Annotated in this window: 5 protein-coding genes; all 5 read right to left on the reverse strand. The window is 46.4% G+C overall.

Translation table 11 applies throughout. From position 1 onward, the window contains the following. Positions 1-60: 60 nt before the first annotated feature. From ACMX2I_RS18395 to ACMX2I_RS18415, 5 genes are read right to left on the reverse strand one after another with little or no spacing between them, the layout of a single operon-like run. Positions 61-1,062, reverse strand: coding sequence for a phosphotransferase enzyme family protein (locus tag ACMX2I_RS18395; RefSeq protein WP_414957893.1), 1,002 nt, complete (start codon positions 1,060-1,062; stop codon positions 61-63). Beyond that, positions 1,055-7,483 carry an HAD-IIIC family phosphatase gene (locus tag ACMX2I_RS18400; protein ID WP_414957895.1) on the reverse strand — a complete coding sequence of 2,143 codons (6,429 nt, stop codon included), beginning with the start codon at positions 7,481-7,483 and terminating at the stop codon, positions 1,055-1,057. The genes ACMX2I_RS18395 and ACMX2I_RS18400 overlap by 8 nt, the downstream gene beginning before the upstream one ends. Before the next feature lies 1 nt (position 7,484). Beyond that, a complete protein-coding gene (locus ACMX2I_RS18405; RefSeq protein ID WP_414957897.1) occupies positions 7,485-15,047 on the reverse strand; it encodes an SDR family NAD(P)-dependent oxidoreductase in 7,563 nt (2,520 codons plus the stop codon). A 17-nt stretch (positions 15,048-15,064) separates the two neighbouring features. Then, positions 15,065-19,588, reverse strand: coding sequence for an SDR family NAD(P)-dependent oxidoreductase (locus ACMX2I_RS18410; RefSeq protein ID WP_414957898.1), 4,524 nt, complete (start codon positions 19,586-19,588; stop codon positions 15,065-15,067). Continuing rightward, positions 19,581-22,250, reverse strand: a complete 2,670-nt coding sequence (locus ACMX2I_RS18415; protein ID WP_414957899.1) for a non-ribosomal peptide synthetase — start codon at positions 22,248-22,250, stop codon at positions 19,581-19,583. Before ACMX2I_RS18415 ends, ACMX2I_RS18410 begins: the two co-directional genes overlap by 8 nt. Position 22,251 lies beyond the last annotated feature (1 nt).

Consider the following 22,251-nt stretch of genomic DNA (forward strand, 5'->3'; position numbering starts at 1 on the left):
AAAAACGGGGGTCAGTCCCGTGAGCCGGAGTTTTTTAATAAGGGGATCGGCGCAAATTTCTTACGCTAACTTCGAAAAGTCAAATTCGGTTATCGGCGTTTGATTTTCGATATCGTTTCTGAATCCCTTAAGCATTTCTTTTTCTTCTTCTCCTATTGAATCAAGGTCAAACATTTGATGCAGCAATCCATAAATCAGCATATGGCGCAGACGGAGGAAATCCGGGATTTTCTTGAGCCACTCGGCGGCAATTTCATTTTCCTCCCTGTATCCCTTTATAAAATGCATCATAAATTCTTCTGTAAAGGCTGCTTTATTTTCATATGGGACGACTGGATACCATAGGACATTGTAAAGGAGAATGCTGATATCATTCACAAACCAGTTGTACCCAATATCATCAAAATCAAATGTAGTGATCTTACCATGATCCCAGTTAAAATTACCATGGTGAAGATCTGCGTGAACAAGGCCGTAGCTGTCACGGTTTTTTGGCAGTTGACGCAACTCATTCATTAAATCGTCCGCCTCTTGAAAAACCTTTGTCTGATCTTCGGGGACATATTTTCTGAGCTTTAATTGCTCTTCTTCATCCCACTCCTGTCTTTTAAATCTAGGATTGCTCAGTTTATAGCTTTTTGTCAGGCTGTGCATCTTCCCTGTATATCTGCCAAGCTCGAAAAATAGGGTTTCGTTCCACTCAGATTCGTCTACTTTATGACCCGGCGCCTTTTCATAGACTCTCAATAAAAATGCTCCGCCGTTTCCGTCCGGCACTTCCTCAACATCTTTACCGGTTAACGACGGAATTGGTTTGGCGACTGAAAGCCCGCCTTCAGCAAGATGGTGGAGCCATTCCATCTCTCCCATTATATAATCCGGCGACCGGCGAATCGTGTGTGTAATCTTTAAAATATAAGATTCATTGTCTTTGGCAAACTCATACACATAGTTTTCCGCATCCGCTAAAAACTGTACTTGATCTCTAGTAAATCCATATATAACGGCACCTTCTGCCAAAACCTTATCTTCATCAAAAATTGCTTTAATATCTTTATGCATGCTGATTCTCCCTCTTCATATATTTAGATAATTCCCTTATCGTGTGTTTTTTCGCATGATTCAACTCATCAACATACCAGCCTTTCTTTTCCATCTCTACTTCCATTTTGACAGCGAGCAACGAATTTCCTCCCAAATCAAAGAAATCGTTGTCAATTCCTACATAATCCAAGTGGAGGATTTCCTTCCAAATGTCCACAAGTATTTTTTGCTGTTCTGTCTTCGGTCCGCTATCTTCTGTTTCAGCTCCTAATTGTTCCTTTACTAGCAGCGCCCGCAAATGCTTCGGCTGATGAGTATCTAAGGCCAGTAAATATGGAGAATGCAAGGATTTCTCAGCATGCAGCACTTCCCAATGAGCGCTTGTGTTTTCCATTAAAGCGGGTTGCAATCCGTCATCCGCAATCGCTTTCTCCTTTTTGCCAGACGAAGGCTGTAAAGAGGATGCCCATTCAATATGCCTGCTTTGATCCTCTACCTCATCGGCGGATATGTGATAAACCGTTTTTAACGAGCCCGTCTCTTTCTTAAAACGATGTGCAGCCAAAAATTCAGAAAAGGCGCGGTTTCTGCCTGAATCCTTAAACTCCAAGGACAACGACGCAAGCTGTTTATCCCTTGCATATGAAGCAAGACCCGACAGCAATTTATGTTCAATTCCTTTGCCTAGTGCGCGACAGCTAAGAAGGAAAGTATCTAACTTTAATGAGTCTTCTGTTCGAATTCCCATAATTGCACCGACGATGCCTTCATCACTGAATCTGTCCGCTGCTTCAACGATCCAGCCGATATGGCCGTCCGTACTGAGCCGCTGGGCAATCTGCTCCTCACGGTAGACTGACGGATTCATATTGAACTGATTAATTCTCGCGCTCATTTGAGCAACTCGCGGCAAATGCTCTTCTGTCATCTCAGTCAAGGCTATACGCAGATGTAAACCGGAAAGAAATTCTTCAAGCGAACGGGACGTATTCAATTCTATTTTTCTTTCTTGCGCGGCCAAATATCGTTCCGTGCGCTTTTGATCAGCTTCTGTCACTGTGAACCTGTCAAATGCCCAGACATGTTCTAAGAACATCGGAATAGAATCTGTATCAGATGGCAGAAGCAAGGTCAGAACCTCTGGCAGGCGTTCGGTCATTTCCAGGCATTGAGCCGGATCATCATCTAAGAATATGAACCGATCCACTGAAATGTTCAGCTCATCGGCCATTTCTTTCATGTTTCTGGCTTTCTCATCCCAATTAATGCGTGACAGGACAAAGTCCTCTTTCTTCAAAATCATATCTGGATGTCGTTCAAACACATTCCAGACGTCTTCTTCATTATTTCTGCTTGAAAGCACAAGGAGCAAACCTTCTTCTTGTTTTCTCTTTAAAAATTGCTGCAGCGCTCGATGGGCAGGCGTAATCAAGATCCCTTCCGCCCCAGTTTCAGACACGGTTCCGCTCCACAAAGTGCCGTCACAATCGATGGCGGCCACTTTAAATGGCGGTTTGAGCCATGCCGCAAACTCACGGGCCACCCGTGTTCCCATCGCCGCATAAAATTCTTCAGTAAACGGTATTCTTGCCGCTCTTTCACTTTGCGGGTCAAATATGGCATCAAGCTGGTATGTTTGATGCAGCTGTCGGAGATCAATCAAATGTACATCCGTTTCTCCAGCAAGCCCCGTGATCCAATTCTGCTGGGACTGTACAAGAATATCCCGAAGCTCCTGCTCTTTCACATTTTCCAGCGGCAGCAATCCAATGAAATAAGGCACTTCTTTTTTCTTTTGTTTAATGATGGCGAGCAGTTCATCTGAATTATATTGAACGTGGGCCATTCTTTCTTCCAAAGAAAGGCCTGAATCCCCCGCCAAATCCTCAAGGCGAATCAACAGCAGGCTGGCACCATTTTTTTGCTGTGACAGTAAACTTTCTTCATTAAGCAATTCTTGAAACACCTGTCCGTAAGGAGACAGCTTGATTTCAAGCTTGATATCAAACTGTTCGCCCCACCATTTGAGGTAAGGCACAATCGGATCAGCCGTAAAATTGGAACAAATGGTTAATGGGCACGCGATGACTCGATTTGACTCTCTCTCCCTTTTTCGTTCGGCCTCTTCCTGCTCTTTTTGGCTCAGCACCGGAATGTCCTTTATGCGTTTTTCAGGCTCTTCCGCAGCTTTTTCAGCAAGAGAGATAAAATGAGAAACAAATGCCTGCATGGATTCATGAGTGAAAAGAGATCGGTTGTATTGAAGCACACATTTAAGCTCTCCCGTCACTTCCTTGACGACGTCCATTTTCATATCAAGCTTTGAAATGCCTTTTGCGAATTCATATGTTTCAAATGTTAATCCGCCGGCCTCCATTTTTATATTCGGGTCATACTCATTATGATAGATCAGCATGGTGTCAAAGAAAGGGTTGCGGTTCGGCTTGATCACCGGCTTCAGCGTTTCTGCCATTTGATCGTACGGATAATCTTGATGGTCATAAGCTTCAAGCAGAGTTTGTTTAGTGTGTTGAAGGTTGCCGGCAAACGATTCTTCAGGATTTAAATGAATTTTGATCGGCAAAAAGTTTGTAAACATTCCGATCGTATTCTCAATATCCGCATGACGCCGGCCTGCCACCAATGACCCGATCATCAACTCCTGCTGTTTTGTATAGCTGGACAAAAGCATGGCATAGAGCTGAAACAGCATGACATTGTTGGTCAGCTGCTGCGCCTCTCCGATTTTTTCAAGCTTTTCTAAAACGCGCGTCGGGATTGTAAACTTGATTGCCCTGCCTAAAAAGCTTTGTTCTTTGCGTTCATAATCAAGAGGCATATTCAGCACAGGCACTTCACCCTCAAGCTGTTTCAGCCAATACTCTTTTTGGCGTTTAAACATGTCACTATTAAAAAATGTCTGCTGCCACTCCGCAAAATCTTTATACTGAATGATTTTTTCTGGGAGCTGTTCCCCTCTATATAATTGAGTAAATTCTTTTATGAAAATATTCATCGAGGCGCCGTCCGCCACAATATTGTGCATATCAACAAGCAACGCATGTTTTTCTTCTTCAATTTTGACGAATTTCACCCGAATTAATGGAGAGACCTTAAGGTCAAACGGCCGTATAAATGAACTGATTTCGTCATCGAGCTCATCCATTCTCGCTTCGGTCTGTTCAATCGAAAAATTAAAGTTATGATGGATTCTCTGAACAGGTTCTCCATCTTTAATTTCAAAGGTTGTACGCAGTGTTTCATGCCTTTCGATCAGCTTTTTGAATGTGTCCTCGAAGCGGGCGGCATCAATTTTCCCGAAGCATAAAAGGGCCATCGGCATGTTATATGTGGTGACTTGCCCGATTCTCTGATGAATCAAATACGTTCTCCGCTGTGCCGCTGAAAGCCTGTACACGTCTTTTATTTCTGAAGGCTGAATGGATGTATATTGATTTCGGTCAGAACGCTCAATAAGTGCGGCAAGCGCACGGATTGTCGGATGCTGAAATACGTCGCTTAATGTAAGCTCCGCTCCAAATTCCTTGTGAATGCGGGAAATCAGGCCAGTGGCGTTTAATGAATGCCCTCCTGTTTCAAAGAAATGTGTATCGAATGTGACATGTTTGACTCCGAGAATGTCCTTCCACATGACCGCCAAAGCCGCTTCTGTCTCATTCAATGGAACATCTGATTCTGTATCCGCTGTCTTCTCGTCATTTACTTGCTCAGGCACCAAAAGCTGAAAATTTTCTGCCACCGGTGTTCCCGACTGTTCATTTGTCCGGCCAATCCAATATCTTTCTCTTTCGAAAGGATACGTTGGAAGCGGAATAAGCTGGCATTGCTCCTGCTCATAAAAAGCTTTCCAGTCGATCGGAACCCCGTGCAGCCACATATCTCCCAGCCTGCTTAGCAAATACCGATAATCGGAGGCTGACTCCTTCGGGTGCCTTAACAGCTGAATGGCGATTTGCGGCTGATCCTCCGCCTGATACAGCTTGCTGACAAACGACCGCAAAGCGTTTCCAGGGCCAACCTCTATAAAAATCGGATTTAATTCTTCTTTTAAACGTTTTGCGCAGTCCATAAATCTGACGGTCCCACGTAAATGGTGAGCCCAATATGCCGGATCTCCGGCTTCTTCGTCTGTGATCCAATTCCCTGTTACATTTGAAACAAACGGAATCTTTTGATTTTCAAATTGATAGGCAGAGAGTTTATGTTTCATGCTCTCTAAAACCGGTTCCATCATATGTGAATGGAAGGCATGAGATGTATGGAGTTTTCTGCAGCTATGCCCCTCGGCGCTCAACTTCCTTTCCAATGCCTCAATCTCGTCTAGTTCCCCTGAGACAACACATGAATTTGGCGCATTCACCGCAGCGATTGAAACGGTTTCGCCTGTATACGGTTTGATGTCTGCTTCGCTTAAGGATACGCTAAGCATAGATCCGGACGGCAAATTTTGGAGCGCTGCCCCTCGAAAGCTGACGATGTCAAGCGCATCTTCCAATGAGAGCACACCCGATATGGCTGCAGCCGTATATTCACCGATGCTGTGCCCCGCCATTGCTTTCGGCTTAATTCCCCAATCTATCAGCATTTTTGCAAGTGAATATTCGATACAGAACAGAAGAGGCTGCGTATATTCAGTTTGATTAATCAGTTTCGCATCATGCTGCTTATTGTCAGAGAAAAGCACCGAGCGCGGATCTGTATCCATATGATTTTTTAATATGTCAAAACAGGCGTCGAGCTCCTCTTTAAAAATCGGTACAGAATTGTAAAGCCCTTTAGCCATATCAACATACTGCGCCCCCTGTCCCGGAAAAAGAAAGACAACGGGCCGGCTTGCTGATTGAGAGCTTCCGGTTTTAACAGACTCATAGTCATTTTCATGAATAGCCTGAAGAAGCTCAGGCACATCCGCTGCCACAATTGCTTTTTTATAAGGGAACGAATGACGCCCTACTTTGAGGGTATATGCGGCGGCTGCCAAATTGGCTTGCTGATTTTTCATGAAATAGTTTGATAGCCGGTCTGTCATGTTGTTTAAAGCGGCCGGTGTTTTGGCTGACAGCAATAAGAGTTCCGCGTCGTGTCTTTCCGCTGCCTTGTGATGCGCCGGTGCTTCCTCTAATATGACATGGCCATTTGTTCCTCCTATGCCAAATGAACTAACGCCCGCTCTGCGCGGGAATTCGTTTTCTTCCCAAGGGGTAAGTTCCGTGTTGACGACAAATGGTGATTGCTCAAAATCGATTTTGGCGTTTGGCTTTTCGAAACTCAGAGTCGGCGGAATCATTTTATGCTTTAAGCTTAGAACTGCTTTCATAAATCCAGCCACACCTGACGCATCATTTAAATGACCAATGTTGGATTTGACAGAACCAATTCTACAGTAGCCGCGACGGTCTGTTTGATAAGCTTGTTTTAACGCTTCTATTTCTATCGGGTCACCGAGTGTCGTCCCTGTGCCGTGAGCCTCGACATACGTAATGGTTTCAGGCTCCACCTCTGCCATGTGCAGGGCTGTTTTGATAGCTGTTACCTGGCCTTTGGTGCTCGGCGCTGTATATCCAACCTTTCTGCTGCCGTCATTATTGATTGCAGTACCTTTTATAACAGCATAAATATGATCTCCGTCTGCTTCGGCATCTTCTAGCGTTTTTAAAATGACCGCTCCTGCCCCGTCTCCAAATACTGTGCCCGCCGCCTCATCATCAAAGACGCGGCAATGCCCGTCTGGAGAATGGATCATACCTTCTTGGTAGAGATACCCGGATTTTTGCGGCAGGCGGATAGAGACTCCGCCTGCAACCGCCATATGGCAGTCTCCATTTAACAAAGCCTGGGCAGCAAGGTGAATAGAGACCATCGAGGTTGAGCAAGCAGTCTGCACCATCATGCTCGGCCCTTTCAGGTTAAGCTTATAAGAAATAAGTGTTGCCATATAATCTCTCATATTCAAAACAGCTGTTTCCAGCGTCTTTGAGTCTTCTCCATGTTTTGCCCCCTGAAGAGCCCTCAGCACCCATTCTGCATTGAGGCCGGCTCCTGTATAAAGGCCGATCTGCCCTTTGTAAGTGAAGGGATCGTATCCAGCGTCTTCCAACGCGGTCCACACACATTCATGAAAGATTCGGAACTGCGGATCCATCATAGCAGCTTCCTTTGGCGTATAGTCAAAGAAGCCGGCGTCAAACAGGTCTACGTCCTCCACAATTCCTTTTGCTTTTACAAATCGCGGATTATTCAGCAGCTCTTCATCCACGCCTTCTTCTCTCAGTTCCTCATCAGTGAAAAAAGAAATCGTCTCTTTCGCATTTATCAAATTGCTCCAAAACTCCTGCATGTTTTTCGCACCCGGAAATCGGCCTGCCATTCCGATAACAGCAATTTCAGCTCCGTGATTCGAATTGTTAGAATTACTCATTCTATTCGCCGCCTCTCAATCTTTTATCTCGCTGATTGCGTAACCGCGTTTTTCTCCGTACGCTGGATACAGCCGCCATTTCCTCTGTCTCCTCTTCACTTTCTTCTTGATCAGGACTGATAAATTGCGCTAAAGCAGCCACTGACGGGTATGTGAATAAAGTCACCACTGCCTCATTCGTTCCCAATTCCTTATTTAAGCGGTTTGTCACTTGTACGATATCTAAAGAGCTGGCCCCAAGATCAAAAAAGTTATCATGTATCCCGACTTGCTCCAGACCCATGAAATCCTGCCAGATGCCGCAAATCACTTGTTCTGTTTTACTGCGCGGAGCGACATATGGATTATTCAATTCAGGTCTTGTGTGTACGGCGGCTGCTTTTTTCTTCTCACCCGCTGCGCTTTCTGTATTCATGGATATCCATTGCTTGATTCTATGGTCCAAATCACCTGTTGAAACCAATAGATGACGATTGTGGATATCAGACAGCACATATTGAAAAAGCTCGGCCCCTTCTTCGGGCAAAATCGCAAGATCAGCAATGGATTCACCAATTGTAGATTCAAGCTGTCCCCAGAAGTTCCAGGCATCCCAATTGACGCATATCCAAGGAATCTCGCTGCGCTGATTCATCCTCGCGGAAAAGGCGTCCATATAAATATTTGCTGCAGAATAAGCGGAAAAGCCGAGACCGCCGAGTAAAGCACTAATCGATGAAAATAAGAAGCAGAAATCTATTTTTTCGTTTTCCAATAACGATTCAAGCACTTCCAGGCCCCTTACTTTAGACTTGAATTGGTCCTCTCCGCCTTCAATTGCTCCGGGTATATCTTTAATAGCCCGGAAAGACGAACTACCCGGGAGACCAGCGGCGTGAAAGACGCCGTTCAGCTGTCCGAATTCAGCATGAATCTCTCTCATAACAGATTGCATATCTGATAGGCTTCCTGCATCCGCCTGAAGAGCTGTCACCTTTGCGCCCAGATTCTCCAATTCTTGTATTTTTCGGATTTTCGCAGTCACCGGATCATCTTCCTGATGTTTTTTGCACCAGCTTTCCCACTGGCTTGGCGGCGGAAGTTCACTTCTTCCTGTCAGAATCAGATGGACATTCCCTTCTTGCGCAAGCATCTTAGATAAAATAAAACCGATTCCGCCCATTCCTCCGGTGATAAGATATACGCCATTAGGGCGGATCATCTCCGGTAAGGCGGATGCTTTATTTAACTGTACAGGCTGATACGCCTGCACCCATCTGCGGCGGCTTCGGTATGCGATAATCTGATCTGAGTCTGGGTCTTCGGCTTCCTCAAGGACCTGGTCAATCAGCTCCTCTTCTTTCCATGTCAAATTGTCCGGCAAAGGAGGGATATCGATGTTCCAGCACTTCATATGGTTGTATTCTTGCGGGATCACTTTCAATGGCCCTAAAACCGGAGACTTTTCTGCATCGATTTGCTCTTCTCCTGTCACCTCATGAATGCCGCTTGTCAGTACAAATATGTCACATTGGTTCATTTGTTTTTGATTGGCTGCTGTCTGTGCAGTAAAAATCAAACTGTAATAGCCGCTTTCGCTGTAAGCACTGAAAGATTGCTGAGATTCACTTTGTTCAGAAACGCTCCAGAGATGCATGATTCGGTTTGGAAGAAGTCCGTCTGAAGCAAGTGAAGAAAACAAACGCTCATAATGCGTGCTGTCAGCCGGATTGATGATATACAATCCGCTGCTCACCTTTTCAAATTGCCGGCCCCTCGTGACAACTGCCGCTTCACGCCCATGACGGCGTATCGATTGCACAAGCCGGTCTCCAAAGGCTGTTCCTTCATGAAACACAAGCGTTTTTCCGCTTTCAGCCGGCTGTTCTTGTTTTCGGACATTCGCGGACTTGATCTTTCTTTCCCATGATGGAAGGTAGAACCATTGATCCATCTGCTTCTTTTTATTTGGCTCATCAGCGGAGGCGATAGCAGTAGCCGCATTGTCAGCCGCTTCTATCCAATAGCGTTTTCTCTCAAAAGGATAAGGCGGCAGCGGTACGAGGCGCTTAGGCTTATCACCGCTATACCGATTCCAGTCAATCTCATAACCGCATACCCAAATCTGCCCTAGTTTCTTCAAGAAATAAGCATGGTCATCAGCTGGTTCTTGAGCATGCCGGACTGTATGAACAATGTCATGCCGGTTTGATCGCTTCTTGTGCCTTTTGGCAAATGTACTGAGTGTGTTGCCGGGCCCGACTTCGATCAACAGCACGTTTTCATCATTTAGAATTTGCTCTAATCCTTTATGAAAACGCACTGTGCCTCTTAAGTGCTGAGACCAATAAGCCGGATCTTGTGCTTGTTCCGGCAGTATCCATGTCCCTGTGACATTGGAGACAAAAGGGATGCGGGGAATATGCATATCCATCTGCTTCACAAGCGTTTCAAATTCCGCAAGAATCGGCTCCATCATATAAGAATGAAAAGCGTGAGAAGTATGCAGCTGCCGTCCGGCAATGCCCTTCTCTTCAAGGAAAATGGCTAACGCCTCAATCTCCTCACTTTTTCCTGAGACTACGCATAAGTCATGAGCATTGACAGCCGCAAGTGACAGACCGTTCGTTAGCAGCGGCTGCAGCTCTTCCTCTGATAGCTGAACACTTATCATTGCTCCAGATTCCAGCTGCTGCATCAATCGTCCCCGCTCCATGACGAGCGTTAAAGCCGTGTCTAATGAAAACACGCCTGACAAGCATGCAGCAGTGTATTCACCAATGCTGTGTCCAATCATATAATCCGGCGAGATGCCTGCACTTTGCAGCAGCTTTGCGAGCGCGTATTCAAATATGAACAGCAGCGGCTGCACTACAGCGGTCTCCGTCAGCTTCGCCCCATCAGTTGAATCCGGGAAGACGATTGCCTTCAAATCGACCTGATGTGTTTTTTCAGCTAAGGCAAAACAGCGGTCCGCTTCTTTCTGAAATACTGGTTCAGCTTCATATAAATTTTTCATCATATCAATATACTGAGAACCTTGCCCGGAGAACATAAAGGCAGTCGGACGCCCGCTGTGTCTTTGATAACCGGTGAGCTCTGAACCGCTTTCCCATTCCGTTGATTTTGACAGCACGACAGATTTTCGGTATGAAAATTGTTTTCTGCCGACTTGCAAGGTGTATGCCACATCTTCTAATGGAATGTTTGGATGCGTTCGAAGAAATTTCTTCAATCGATTTGTCATCTGCTCTAAGGCTGTGTCTGTTTTTGCTGACAGAACTAGCAAATGCCGCTGGCTTTCGGAAGCTTCTCTGCCTGACTCCGGCTCTTCTTCCAGTACTATGTGCGCATTTGTGCCGCCAATTCCGAAGGAGCTGACACCCGCCCGCCTAGGATAATCGGATTCCTTCCAGTAAGTCGCCTCGGTATTGACATAAAAAGGCGTCCGGTCAAAATGAATATGCGGATTAGGTGTTGTGTAGTTCAAGCTTGGCAAAATTGTTTTATGTTTTATCGATAAAACGGCCTTAAAGAGGCCGGCAATGCCGGAAGCGCTGTTCAAATGTCCGACATTGCTTTTCACTGACCCGATTGGAATTGACATTGGCTTGTCACTTTTAAAAACCTGGCTCAGCGCTTCTATTTCAATTGGATCACCCATTTTTGTGCCGGTTCCGTGAGCTTCGATATACCCTACTGTGTTCGGATCAATACCTGCATTCTCGTATGCATTCTTTAACACTTCGGTCTGGCCTTCTACGCTCGGGGCGGTAAAACCGACTTTTCGGCTTCCGTCATTATTCATTCCGACCCCTTTTATGACTGTATAAATGGTATGCCCTTCTTTAACGGCGTCCTCATATCTTTTTAAAACGACAATTCCCGCGCCATCGCCAAAAACTGTACCGCCCGCTTCCTCATCAAAAGGCCGGCAATGCCCATCCGGTGATTGAATCATGCCATCCTGATAAACATAACCTGACCGCAAAGGCGTGCTGACGGTTACGCCTCCTGCAAGCGCTGCGTCACATGCTCCGTTTTGCAGCGCTTGGCATGCCGCTCCAATATTCACTAGAGAAGTGGAGCAGGCTGTTTGCATTGTGATGCTCGGCCCATGCAGGTTTAATTTATAAGCAAGCTGGGTGCTGAAAAATTCTCTGTCATTTAACAGCATGGAGCTGAACTGTTCAGTCCCATCCAGTTTTCCTGCAAAACGTGTGATCCATTCGAGGTTCGGACTTGTCCCAGTGTAGACGCCAATTTTCCCTGTTGTCCGCTCAGGGTCACAGCCCGCATCTTCTAAAGCCTCCCATGCACATTCATGTAAAAGCCTGAATTGCGGATCCATCAATTCTGCTTCTCTTGAGGAATATTGAAAAAAATCAGCATCAAACCTATCAGGATCTTCGAGGATACCCTTCGCTTTTACATAATTGGGGTGCTTCAAGAGCTGATCATCCATACCTGACGCTTTTAATTCTTCATCCGTAAAGAAGCTGATAGATTCTTTGCCGTTTACGAGATTATTCCAAAACTCATCCAAATTGCCGGCTCCGGGAAAACGCCCTGCCATACCGATAATCGCGATATCCGATCCCCGGCCATTCGAATGGGTTTGAGGCACCTTTTGAGGCTGCATCATTTCCGGCTGGCCGGCCACCGTTTGAACCTGTTGATGAAGATGCTTCGCCAGGCTGCGAACTGTGGCAAATTGATAAAGCACAACTGGTTCCACTTTCCATTTCAAATGATCTGTGAATTTTGCCGCTAATTGAGAGATATCAAGCGATGTAGCCCCCAGTTCAAAAAACGGCACCTCATCGTCCAGTTCATGGAATCCAAAATGCTTTAGGACAATTTCTCCGATTGTCTTTTCAACAGCTGATAACGTCAGTGCCGGCAATTCGGGATGTGTATCCGCCAGTTGCCGAGGCGCTTCTTCCTCCCTATCCTGCGCTGAATTGTCAGGCAGCGGGAAATGCTGCTTTGTAAAAGGATAAGTCGGCAGGGCTAACCTTTTATTATCCTGAGGTTCGTGCAGGACGCTGAAATCAATCTCAGCCCCGAGACTCCACAACGCTCCGTATATATGTAACTTTAAAACGTCTGTGTGTCCTTGTGTGCCGAGTTTATCTGTCACGCCAACTGAACGGCGCTCTGTAAATACTGATGCACCCTGAGTCAAACGCAGATCTATGCAAACAGCAGGTTCCTCCCGCAAACAAGACGAGATATGTTCAAAAAATCGTATCGGCTTGCAGATTTGGCCGGCCCAATAGCTGGGATCCGCTGCTTCGGAATCTGCTATACCTTTTCCAGTGACAGACGAAACGACTGGAATGTCTGGTGATTTCATGTCCAGCGTGCCAAGGAAGTGCATGAATTCTTCGGCCGCGTCAACCAGCAGATCCGATTGATATGCGATCTCCCCATCAAATAATTCAGCAGCTATCCCTTCTTGTTCAAGCCGCTCCTTCAGCTGATACACATCCTCTGGCAAACCGGAGACGGCACAATACCTCTCATCAATCAGCGCCAAAGATAATGATTTTTCTAAGTATTGAACGATATTCGGTTCTGACAGGCTGACACCGAGCATTTTTCCTGCCGGCGACATACTGATGAACTCTCCGCGTTTATATGCAGCAACAGCCCCTTCTTCAAAGGAGAACATTCCTGCCGCACAGGCCGCCGTAAACTCCCCGAATCCCCGCCCGATAAAGCGGTCCGGTGTAATGCCGATGTGTTGTAAATAACGGACTGCGGCGTATTCCATGATGAACGACAACGTATGGACCAATCCCAGATCTTTCTCTTCCCGGTATGTGTTTGGAGCAGAAATGCACACTTTAAAGAAACCGAGAACATCCTGCTGAAAAGCGTTATGCACCTTTTCAAGGCAAACATCAACTTCTTTTTTGAACAGGTTCTCTGTACGGTATAGTTCCGCATATCGGTCAAAGCCCTCTTGAACGTCTCCCGCAAATACAAACATGGTGCTGCTTGATACAGCCGCCGATTCGCTGATTTGTTTCTCATGCCGATGATCAGAAAGCTGATCAAGCAGATCCTTTTGATCTGAGGCAACAAAAGCGACTCTGTACTGAAATTGCTTTCTGCCAAGCTGTAACGTGCGAGCTATGGCTGGCAGCGGCGATTCCGGGTTCCGGCGAAGAAAATCAGCCATTTGATCCATTGAGCGGGCCAGCTCCTGTCTTGTTCTCGCAGAAAGAACAACTAACTCAGGACCGCCGGCTGGCATTTCATCAGTAAGAGATGGGGGCTCTTCAAGAACAACGTGCGCATTAGCCCCGCCGATTCCAAAAGCGCTCACGCCGGCTCTTCTCGGCCCTTGCAGGGATGCCCACTCAGTCAGCTCTGTATTGACAAAAAACGGCGTGTTCTCAAATTTGATGCGCGGGTTCGAATTTAGATAGTGAAAAGCGGGCGGCAGTTTTTTATGATGGAGCATCATAACGGTTTTGATAAATCCAGCTACCCCAGAAGCGGCGTCCAGATGTCCGATATTGGCTTTGACAGAACCAATTCGGCAGTATGCTTTTTTATCTGTATTGAAAGCACGGGTCAGCGCCTCAATTTCAATCGGATCTCCGACAGGCGTTCCTGTCCCGTGAGCCTCAACATAACCGATGGTTTCCGGTTCCGTTTCCGCCATCTCCATAGCTGTGGCAATGACATTCGCCTGGCCTTCAGCACTTGGAGCCGTATACCCGGCCTTATTGTTTCCATCATTATTAATGGCAGAGCCTTTGATGACGGCATAAATCGCATCGCCGTCAGCTTGTGCATCTTTCAATCGCTTTAACGCCACCACTCCGGCTCCTTCACCAAAAATGGTTCCGTTCGCCTGTTCATCAAACGGACGGCAATGACCATCTGAAGAATAGATCATTCCTTCCTGATAAAGGTACCCGGATATATGCGGCAGGCTCAGGGTAACACCTCCGGCTAATGCAAGGTCACATTCTCCCCCAATCAAGCCCTGGCACGCCATATGTATCGCGACAAGAGAAGTCGAGCAAGCGGTTTGAACTGATACACTCGGCCCTTTTAAATTAAGTTTATAAGCGATTCGTGATGCGAACGACGAATCATTTAAATGCATGATTTGAAAAGCGTCTTCATGCTTATGAAGAGAAGACATATGCCGGCCCATCCAGGACAAATTGCTGGAAGCACCAGCATACAGCCCGATCAGCCCGTTAAACCGTTCAGGGTCACAGCCCGCATGCTCCAGCGCTTCCCAGGCACATTCATGCATGAGTCTGATTTGCGGATCCATTAAGGCAGCTTCTCTCGGTGAATAGCCGAAAAACTCCGCATCAAAATCAGAAACTTCATCAATGATCGGTTTTGCTTTTACATACGCATCTTGGCGAAGCAGCGCCTCATCCACTCCGGCTTTGATTAATTCTTCATCGGTAAATTGAGTGACCGATTCTATCCCTTTTGAAATGTTGCTCCAATACTCATCAATATGTGCCGCGCCTGGAAACTTGCCCGCCATACCGACTACCGCTATTTCCAGTCCTGTTTCTGTCCATTGTTTCTCGTCAGCCATGGAAATCAGCCTCCCATCTATTTTCGTCTCATTCGCTGTTTTCGCCGGTTTTTCCCTTCATTTATGGCTTTTTGGCGATCTGGCTCAACTCCTTTTATGTGTAAATCATCACCGCTTTGCTGCGCTTTAATAGCTTGGGTTAACGCCGCAACCGTCGGGTGGGCATACATCATCACAACCGGGATATCCACGCCGAGTTCGTTTTTGATTCTCCCGCTCACCTGAAGCAGATCCAGTGAAGAGGCTCCTAATTCAAAGAAATTCATATTTACATCTGTTTCAGAATGAAAATAATCTTTGAAGATATTCATTAACCTATCTTCAAGTGTATCCAACCGGTCTTTTGTCAGCACATGCTCTGCGGTTTGTCTGTCCTTTTTCACATAGCTGTCTTTCATTCGTTTGTTTACGTCCTGCAGTGAAATCAGGACTTGCGGGTAGCTCAGCTGCAAAGCTCTCATAAACGCTTTTGCGCCTTGACTCGGCAGAATTCCTTGGTTTTGCTCTTCTTTGTTCGCTATCTTCGAAAGAATGGTCGCCGTTTCTGATTCATATGCCATCCCTACTTGTTCCCAACGGTCCCAGTTAACCGTCACCATGTTTTCGCCTTCTTTTTGGCATGCGTGAGCATAACTGTCCAAAAATGCGTTTGATGCAGCGTAGCCGACTTGGCCCCCCGCTCCCAAAAATGAAACAAGAGAGGAACAAATGAAGAAGAAGTCTGGCTGTTTGTTTCTAAGCGCTTTTCTTAACAGAGCCGTTCCTGTTATTTTGGCTTTCGCCATATGCCTCTCATCGTCTAGCGTCCTTGCGTGAATCACTTTGCCATCAGGAATGCCTGCCGCATGAATAACGCCATGAATAGCTTGTCCGAAGCGAGATTCTGCTGTTTGCAGGGCTTTTTGAAGCTCTGCCTCGTCTGAAATATCCGCCTGTAATACCAGCACTTCGGCTCCAGCCTTCTCGAGCTCTGCCACAGCATTGCGTTTTTTTTCTTTATCGTCTGCTCTTAGTTGATCGGTCAGTCCTGTCCGGCTTAGCAGCACAAGCTTCGCTTGAACCGTTACAGCTAAGTGAGATGCAAGAGATAACCCGATTCCGCCAAGGCCGCCTGTAATGATATAAACTCCTTTATGTCTGAGTTTGCCGGTCATATTCATCTCATCTTGCTTGGCCGGCTGCTTCGCCTGCCGAATCCATCTGCTGTTTCCGCGATAAGCCACAATAGGCTCATCATCTTCTTTTTGCAGTTCATAAGAAATCATTTCAGGCCAGCTTGATTGGCCGCGTCTCGGATCCGGATAAAGATCAACCGCTTTACAGCTGATCTGCTTATACTCTTGCGGAATGGTCAAACAGACTCCGGTCAGCGCAGCCTGATGAGGCTGAAGTTCCTCCGTTCCCGTCACATCGTGGGCTTGATTGGTCACTGCGGTTATGTTGAATCTTTTATTGCTCTGTGTTCCAAGTAAACGGACAAGATCAAGAAGAGGGAGATAACCGGCTATTGCGTGCTCCGCAATGTCTCCATCACGGCAATCACAGTCTTGCAGCCACATCCAGATGATTTCATCAGGGACAAACCCTCTTGAATTGAGTTCATCCAGCAGCTTCCGAAAGTGGGACGTATCCCCGCGTTTTACCGTAAACGTGTTGCTATCTGTTTCCGCAAAGCAATCACCCGGCAGGACAGAAACTGCCTCCGCTTGCTGTTTTATGAGATGTTGGCTGACATCACTGTTTTCTTCAAAAACAAGTATCCTCTTTCCTTGATGAGTGAATGTCTCATTGACTGGTTCCATTCGTTCCCAGAACGGAACGGAAAACCACTTATCAAAAGGAAGCTGTTTTTCACTTGAAGCAACGTTTAATTTCAACTCGTTTTTGATCTTTTCTTCCATTCCGCCCTGAGATGTTTGCGGATCGGGAAATACTTGATGCTCAAAAGGATAAGTCGGAAGCGGGACCCTTTCGTATGAGCCTCCCTTGCGAAATTGCTCCCAGTTCATGTTTACACCATGCGTCCAAAGCCTGCCGATGCTGTTTAACAGATAGACACGATCAGATGATACTTCCTTTGGATGCCGGATGATATTTACCGCGGCATGCCGCTCTGTCATAAAACCCTTATGCTTTCTCACAAACTGCGTTAAAGTGTTCCCTGGCCCGATCTCAACGAATACAACATTGCCCATTTGTAAAAGTGTGTTCAGCCCTGAATGAAAATCAACCTTTTCTATGATTTGCGAAGCCCAATACTCCGGATCTGCCGCCTGCTCTTTTTGTATCCAATCGCCTGTCACATTCGAAATAAACGGAAGGCCAGGTACTTGGAATTCCATGTTTTTCAGAATATCAGCAAAACGAGAGGCCGCCGGCTTCATCATGCTTGAATGAAACGCATGGGACGTTTTTAAGTGCTGAATTGCCACTCCTTTGGACTGAAGGCGCGTGGCAAAAGCATTGATTGGCTCCATAAAACCTGATACAACGGATAAATCAGAGCTGTTTGAAGCCGAAAGCTCAACGCCCTCCGTCAATTCCATTTCTATCTCTCTGCCAGACAGGCCGACGCTCAACATTTCTCCCTCCGGCATCTCCTGCATCAATCGGCCTCTCACCACAACCATATGAAGCGCGTCTTCCAATGAACAAATGCCTGACAGACAGGCTGCCGTTACTTCTCCTATGCTGTGGCCTATCATGTATTGCGGTTTTAAACCTTTTTTGATCAAGAAGGACGCCAGCGCATATTCAAAAGAAAATAAAATAGGCTGTGTATATGAAGTTTCATGGATAAGCCGTTCGGCTTCTTTGCTTTCTGCTTCATTAGCCGGAAACATGATGCTTCTAATATTGAGTCCTTCCTCAGCTTGCAGAATGGCAAAACAGCGCTCCAGCTCCTCCTGAAATATGGGCTCCATTTCATACAGTTGTTTCCCCATATTGACGTATTGAGAGCCTTGACCGGAAAACATAAAGACAACCGCCGGCTTTTCCAGCGCTATTGAAGAAGTTGTCTTATCGCTTGTTATTCCTAAAGGACCCGCCGTAAATGCCTGACGATACTGAAAATGCCTGCGGCCCTCTTGCAGCGTGTATGAAATGTCTTGGAGCGGTACCTCTTCATTCTCTTTTATAAATTGCTTGACTTGATCCGCAGCCTTAGTTGCGGCTTTTTCAGACCTGGCAGAAATAAGCATAAGGCAGTCTTCATGATCCTCTTTATGGCGTCTTTCCTTCATCGGCGGCTCCTCCATGACAACATGAACATTCGTGCCGCCGATCCCAAAGGAACTGACCCCCGCCCGAAACACACGGTCAGATGCTGTCCATTGTTTTGCTGATGTGCTGACATAAAAAGGACTGTTTTCAAAATCAATTTTAGGATTGGGATTTTTGTAATGAAGGCTTGGCGGCAGGATTCTCGCTTTGAGACTCAGCGCCGTCTTAATAAACCCCGCAATTCCCGCGGCGGAATCCAAATGACCGATATTTGTTTTAACAGAGCCGATCGCGCAGTATTGCTTCTTTTCTGTTTGAAACGCTTGGTTAAGCGCCTCTATTTCAACTGGATCTCCTAGCGAAGTGCCCGTGCCATGCGCTTCGACATAAGAAATACTTTCGGGCTCTACACGGCTGATGTTCAGTGCTTTTCTAATGACATCCGCCTGCCCTTCGATACTTGGCGCGGTGTAACCGACTTTACGGCTGCCGTCATTGTTATATGCTGATCCCTTAATGACAGCGTAAATATGGTCTTGATCCTTCAGCGCCTGCTTTAAGGTTTTGAGCACTACAACACCGCAGCCCTCGCCCCCGACTGTCCCTTTTGCTTCCGCATCAAATGCACGGCAGCGGCCGTCTGGCGACATAATCATCCCTTCTTGATACATATAACCCTTTTTGTGGGGACAAGTCACCGTTACACCTCCGGCCAGCGCCATTTTACAGTCGCCGGTAAGCAAAGCTCTGGATGCGAGATGCACAGCGGTCAGAGAAGAAGAACAAGCTGTATCCACTGCGATACTCGGCCCTTTCAAATTTAATTTGTAAGAAATTTGCGTATTCATAAAGTCCTTGTCCGTCAACTGCACAGCAGCAAACTGCTCAGAAGAACTGCTGCTTCTCAGCAGCATTGAACTTGCCTGCCAGTACAAATTCGCAGACGCAGCGCCGAATAAGCCTATAGGCTGGGAATAGTTTTCGGGATTGTACCCGGCGTTTTCAAGGGATTCCCACGCGACTTCATGAAACATGCGCACTTGCGGGTCCATCACCTCTGCTTCGCGCTGTGAGTAGCCGAAAAACGCTGCGTCAAAGTGGTCATGCCGGTCTACTTTTCCTTTGGCTCTGACATAATTCTTATGATCGAGCTGCTCTTTAGGCACACCAGCTTCCATAAGCTCTTCTTTTGAGAAAAATGTAACGGATTCCGTGCCCGTTTTGATATTCTCCCAAAACTCTTCAATATTTTTGGCACCAGGGAAACGGCAAGCCATTCCGATAACCGCGATTTCCAAGCCTGTTGTTTTACTCATCAGAGATCCCGCCTAACAGTTGTGAGACATTTTCTAAATCTTCCGCTGCCTCTTCCGCTCTCTCAGCGTTTGCCTGAGAACCCTCAGACTCCGTTTGCCGGCTGAGCTGGGCAGCTATTGCTGAAACGGATGTATATTGAAACAGCTGAACAACTGACAGCTCTTGTCCAAACTGCTCTTTCAATTTGTTCGATAGTTCTACGATGTGAAATGAGTTTCCGCCGATATCAAAAAAGTTATCTTCCATGCTGATTTCAGATTCAGATATATTCAAAATGCCAGCAAAAATGGAAACCAGCTTTTTCTCTGTTTCATTGTGCGGTTTTATGACCTGCTCGTCAGATTCAGGCTCTTCCAAAGGATCTGGAAGAGCCTTGATATCAAGCTTTCCTGACAGGTTCATCGGAAACGAATCTATGCGAATGAATCGCCTTGGAATCATATAAGCCGGCAGCTTTGCTGCTAAAAATTCTCTCATTTTTCGAGTTTTCAACTTTTGATCGGAAATGAGATACGCCACAAGAAACTGGTCATCCGATTCCTTTTGAACTGGAATAATCACCGCGTCATGAATGATTTGTCCGGACTCACTGTAATCAAGCAAGGCTTTTTTAATCTCATCCAGCTCTACTCTGAATCCTCTTATTTTCACTTGATCATCATACCTGCCAAAAAATTCGATTAAGCCGTCAGAACGCCATCTCGCCAAGTCACCGGTATGATAAAGCTTGCTGGCGGGGATATGCTGCGGTACTGTAAACTTTTCAGCCGTCAGCTCAGGCTGACCGATATATCCTCTTGCCACACCGTCGCCGGCAATGCATAATTCTCCGTACAAGCCAATGGGCACAGGCTGGCCGCAATGATCCAGAATAAAAATCTGTTCATTTGGCATCGGCCTGCCGATCGGCACGGCGGCTTCATTCCAAGGCTCAGGAATAATAAAAGCCGCTGACTGCACAGCGCATTCCGTCGGGCCGTAATTATTTGTCATCACCGGCTTGTCGGCTTGAAACGTTTGTAAAAACTGGTCAACCAATTGGGGCTGAAGAACTTCGCCGCCTGCCAATATTAACTTCAATTCGTTAACGTGGTGCGGCTCTTTCTCAGCGGCTTTGATCATTAGGCGCAAATGAGAGGGGGTCGCATCTGAAATATGAATGCGGTTCTCCTCATAAAAAGACCACAGCTGCTTTCCATCCACCCTTGCATGATCCGGTGCAATATATAAGGTGTGTCCGAGAAGCACCGCAGGAAATAACGTTTGCACAGATGCGTCAAAAATATGAGATGCAAGCATGCCGATGCGTAGATGCACTTGTGAAAACGGCTGAAAATGAAGGCTGTCTATGCCATATACTAAATTGATGACTTGACGATGCTCCACCATCACGCCTTTCGGTTTGCCTGTTGTCCCGGATGTATACAGCACATAAGCGAGATTTTCAGGAGACGGCAGACGCCCATGCTCCGCCGTCCCTTCAAATTTCATCATTTCCTCTATCAATAAGCTTTTTTTATCCCCAGCAGAAATGTCATGATCCTCGTTCGTGATCACAAACCGCGAACCGCTGTTTCTCAGCATATAATCCATCCGTTCGGACGGCATATTTACATCTATCGGCAAATAAGGACAGCCGGCTTTTAATATGCCTAATATGCCGATAACCATTTCTGCCGAACGATGAACCATCAGCCCAACAGCCTCCTCATGACGAACACCCTCTTTTATCAAAAAAGCAGCGATCCTGTCTGACAATTCATCAGCCTCACTGTATGTGAAGCTGATATCTTCATAAACAATCGCAGGCTGATCCGGCTTGCGATCGGCCTGTTCTTTGAATAGATCGACAATTGATTTGTTTTTCGGATATGGCTGATTTGTTTGGTTAAATGTCATGGTGATTTTCTCTCTCTCTTCTTGAGAAAGAAATTGCAGCTCAGTAACTGGCGTCTCTGGCGCTGACATCGCCTGCTCTGCCAGCGTGCAAAAATGGCCGGCTATCCGTTCAGCCGTTTCAAAGGTGTAATGCCTTAAATTCCAGCTCACCTTACCAGTCAGTATCCCTTCGTCACGCTGAATGGAAATCAACAAATCGGTGTCCATCTCTTTCAATGAGGCGGGCTGCTGAAGGTCAGCCATTGCCACGGAAATGCCGAAGCGGGGACCCCCTTTTATATGCAAAGGATAGAGCTCATCCAACAGGATTTTCACAGGATAATTTTGATGGGCATACGCTTGTTGAAAAGACTGTTTCACCCGCTCAAGGCAGTCTCTGAAACTCATAGAAGGGTTTATTTTCACCGGCAGCGGAAGAAGGTCATTGATCACCGGCTGTGTTTCCCGCTGTTTCATCACTGGAGCCGACGCCACGACATCCGTTCTTCCGCTGTACCTGTGCAGCAATGTGACTGCCACAGTCATAAAAATGATAAACATACGCAAATCTGAAGCTCCGGATGCCTTTAAGATGGCCTTTTCCAGCTGAACCGGAAATAAAAAAGTGAATGAAGCTTCTTCATCGGTTTGATCAAACTGCTTTGAATCATAAGGAAAACGGCAGTCCGACGAAATTTGAGTTAATAGAGAAGTCCAAAATTGCCGCTCCTTCACTTTTTCAAGAGCCGCGGTTTTCAATTGAAAGACATCGGTTTGATTCATT

It is taken from the genome of Bacillus sp. SW14, assembly GCF_047608225.1.
In the GTDB taxonomy this organism is placed as follows: Bacteria; Bacillota; Bacilli; order Bacillales; family Bacillaceae; genus Bacillus; species Bacillus subtilis_G.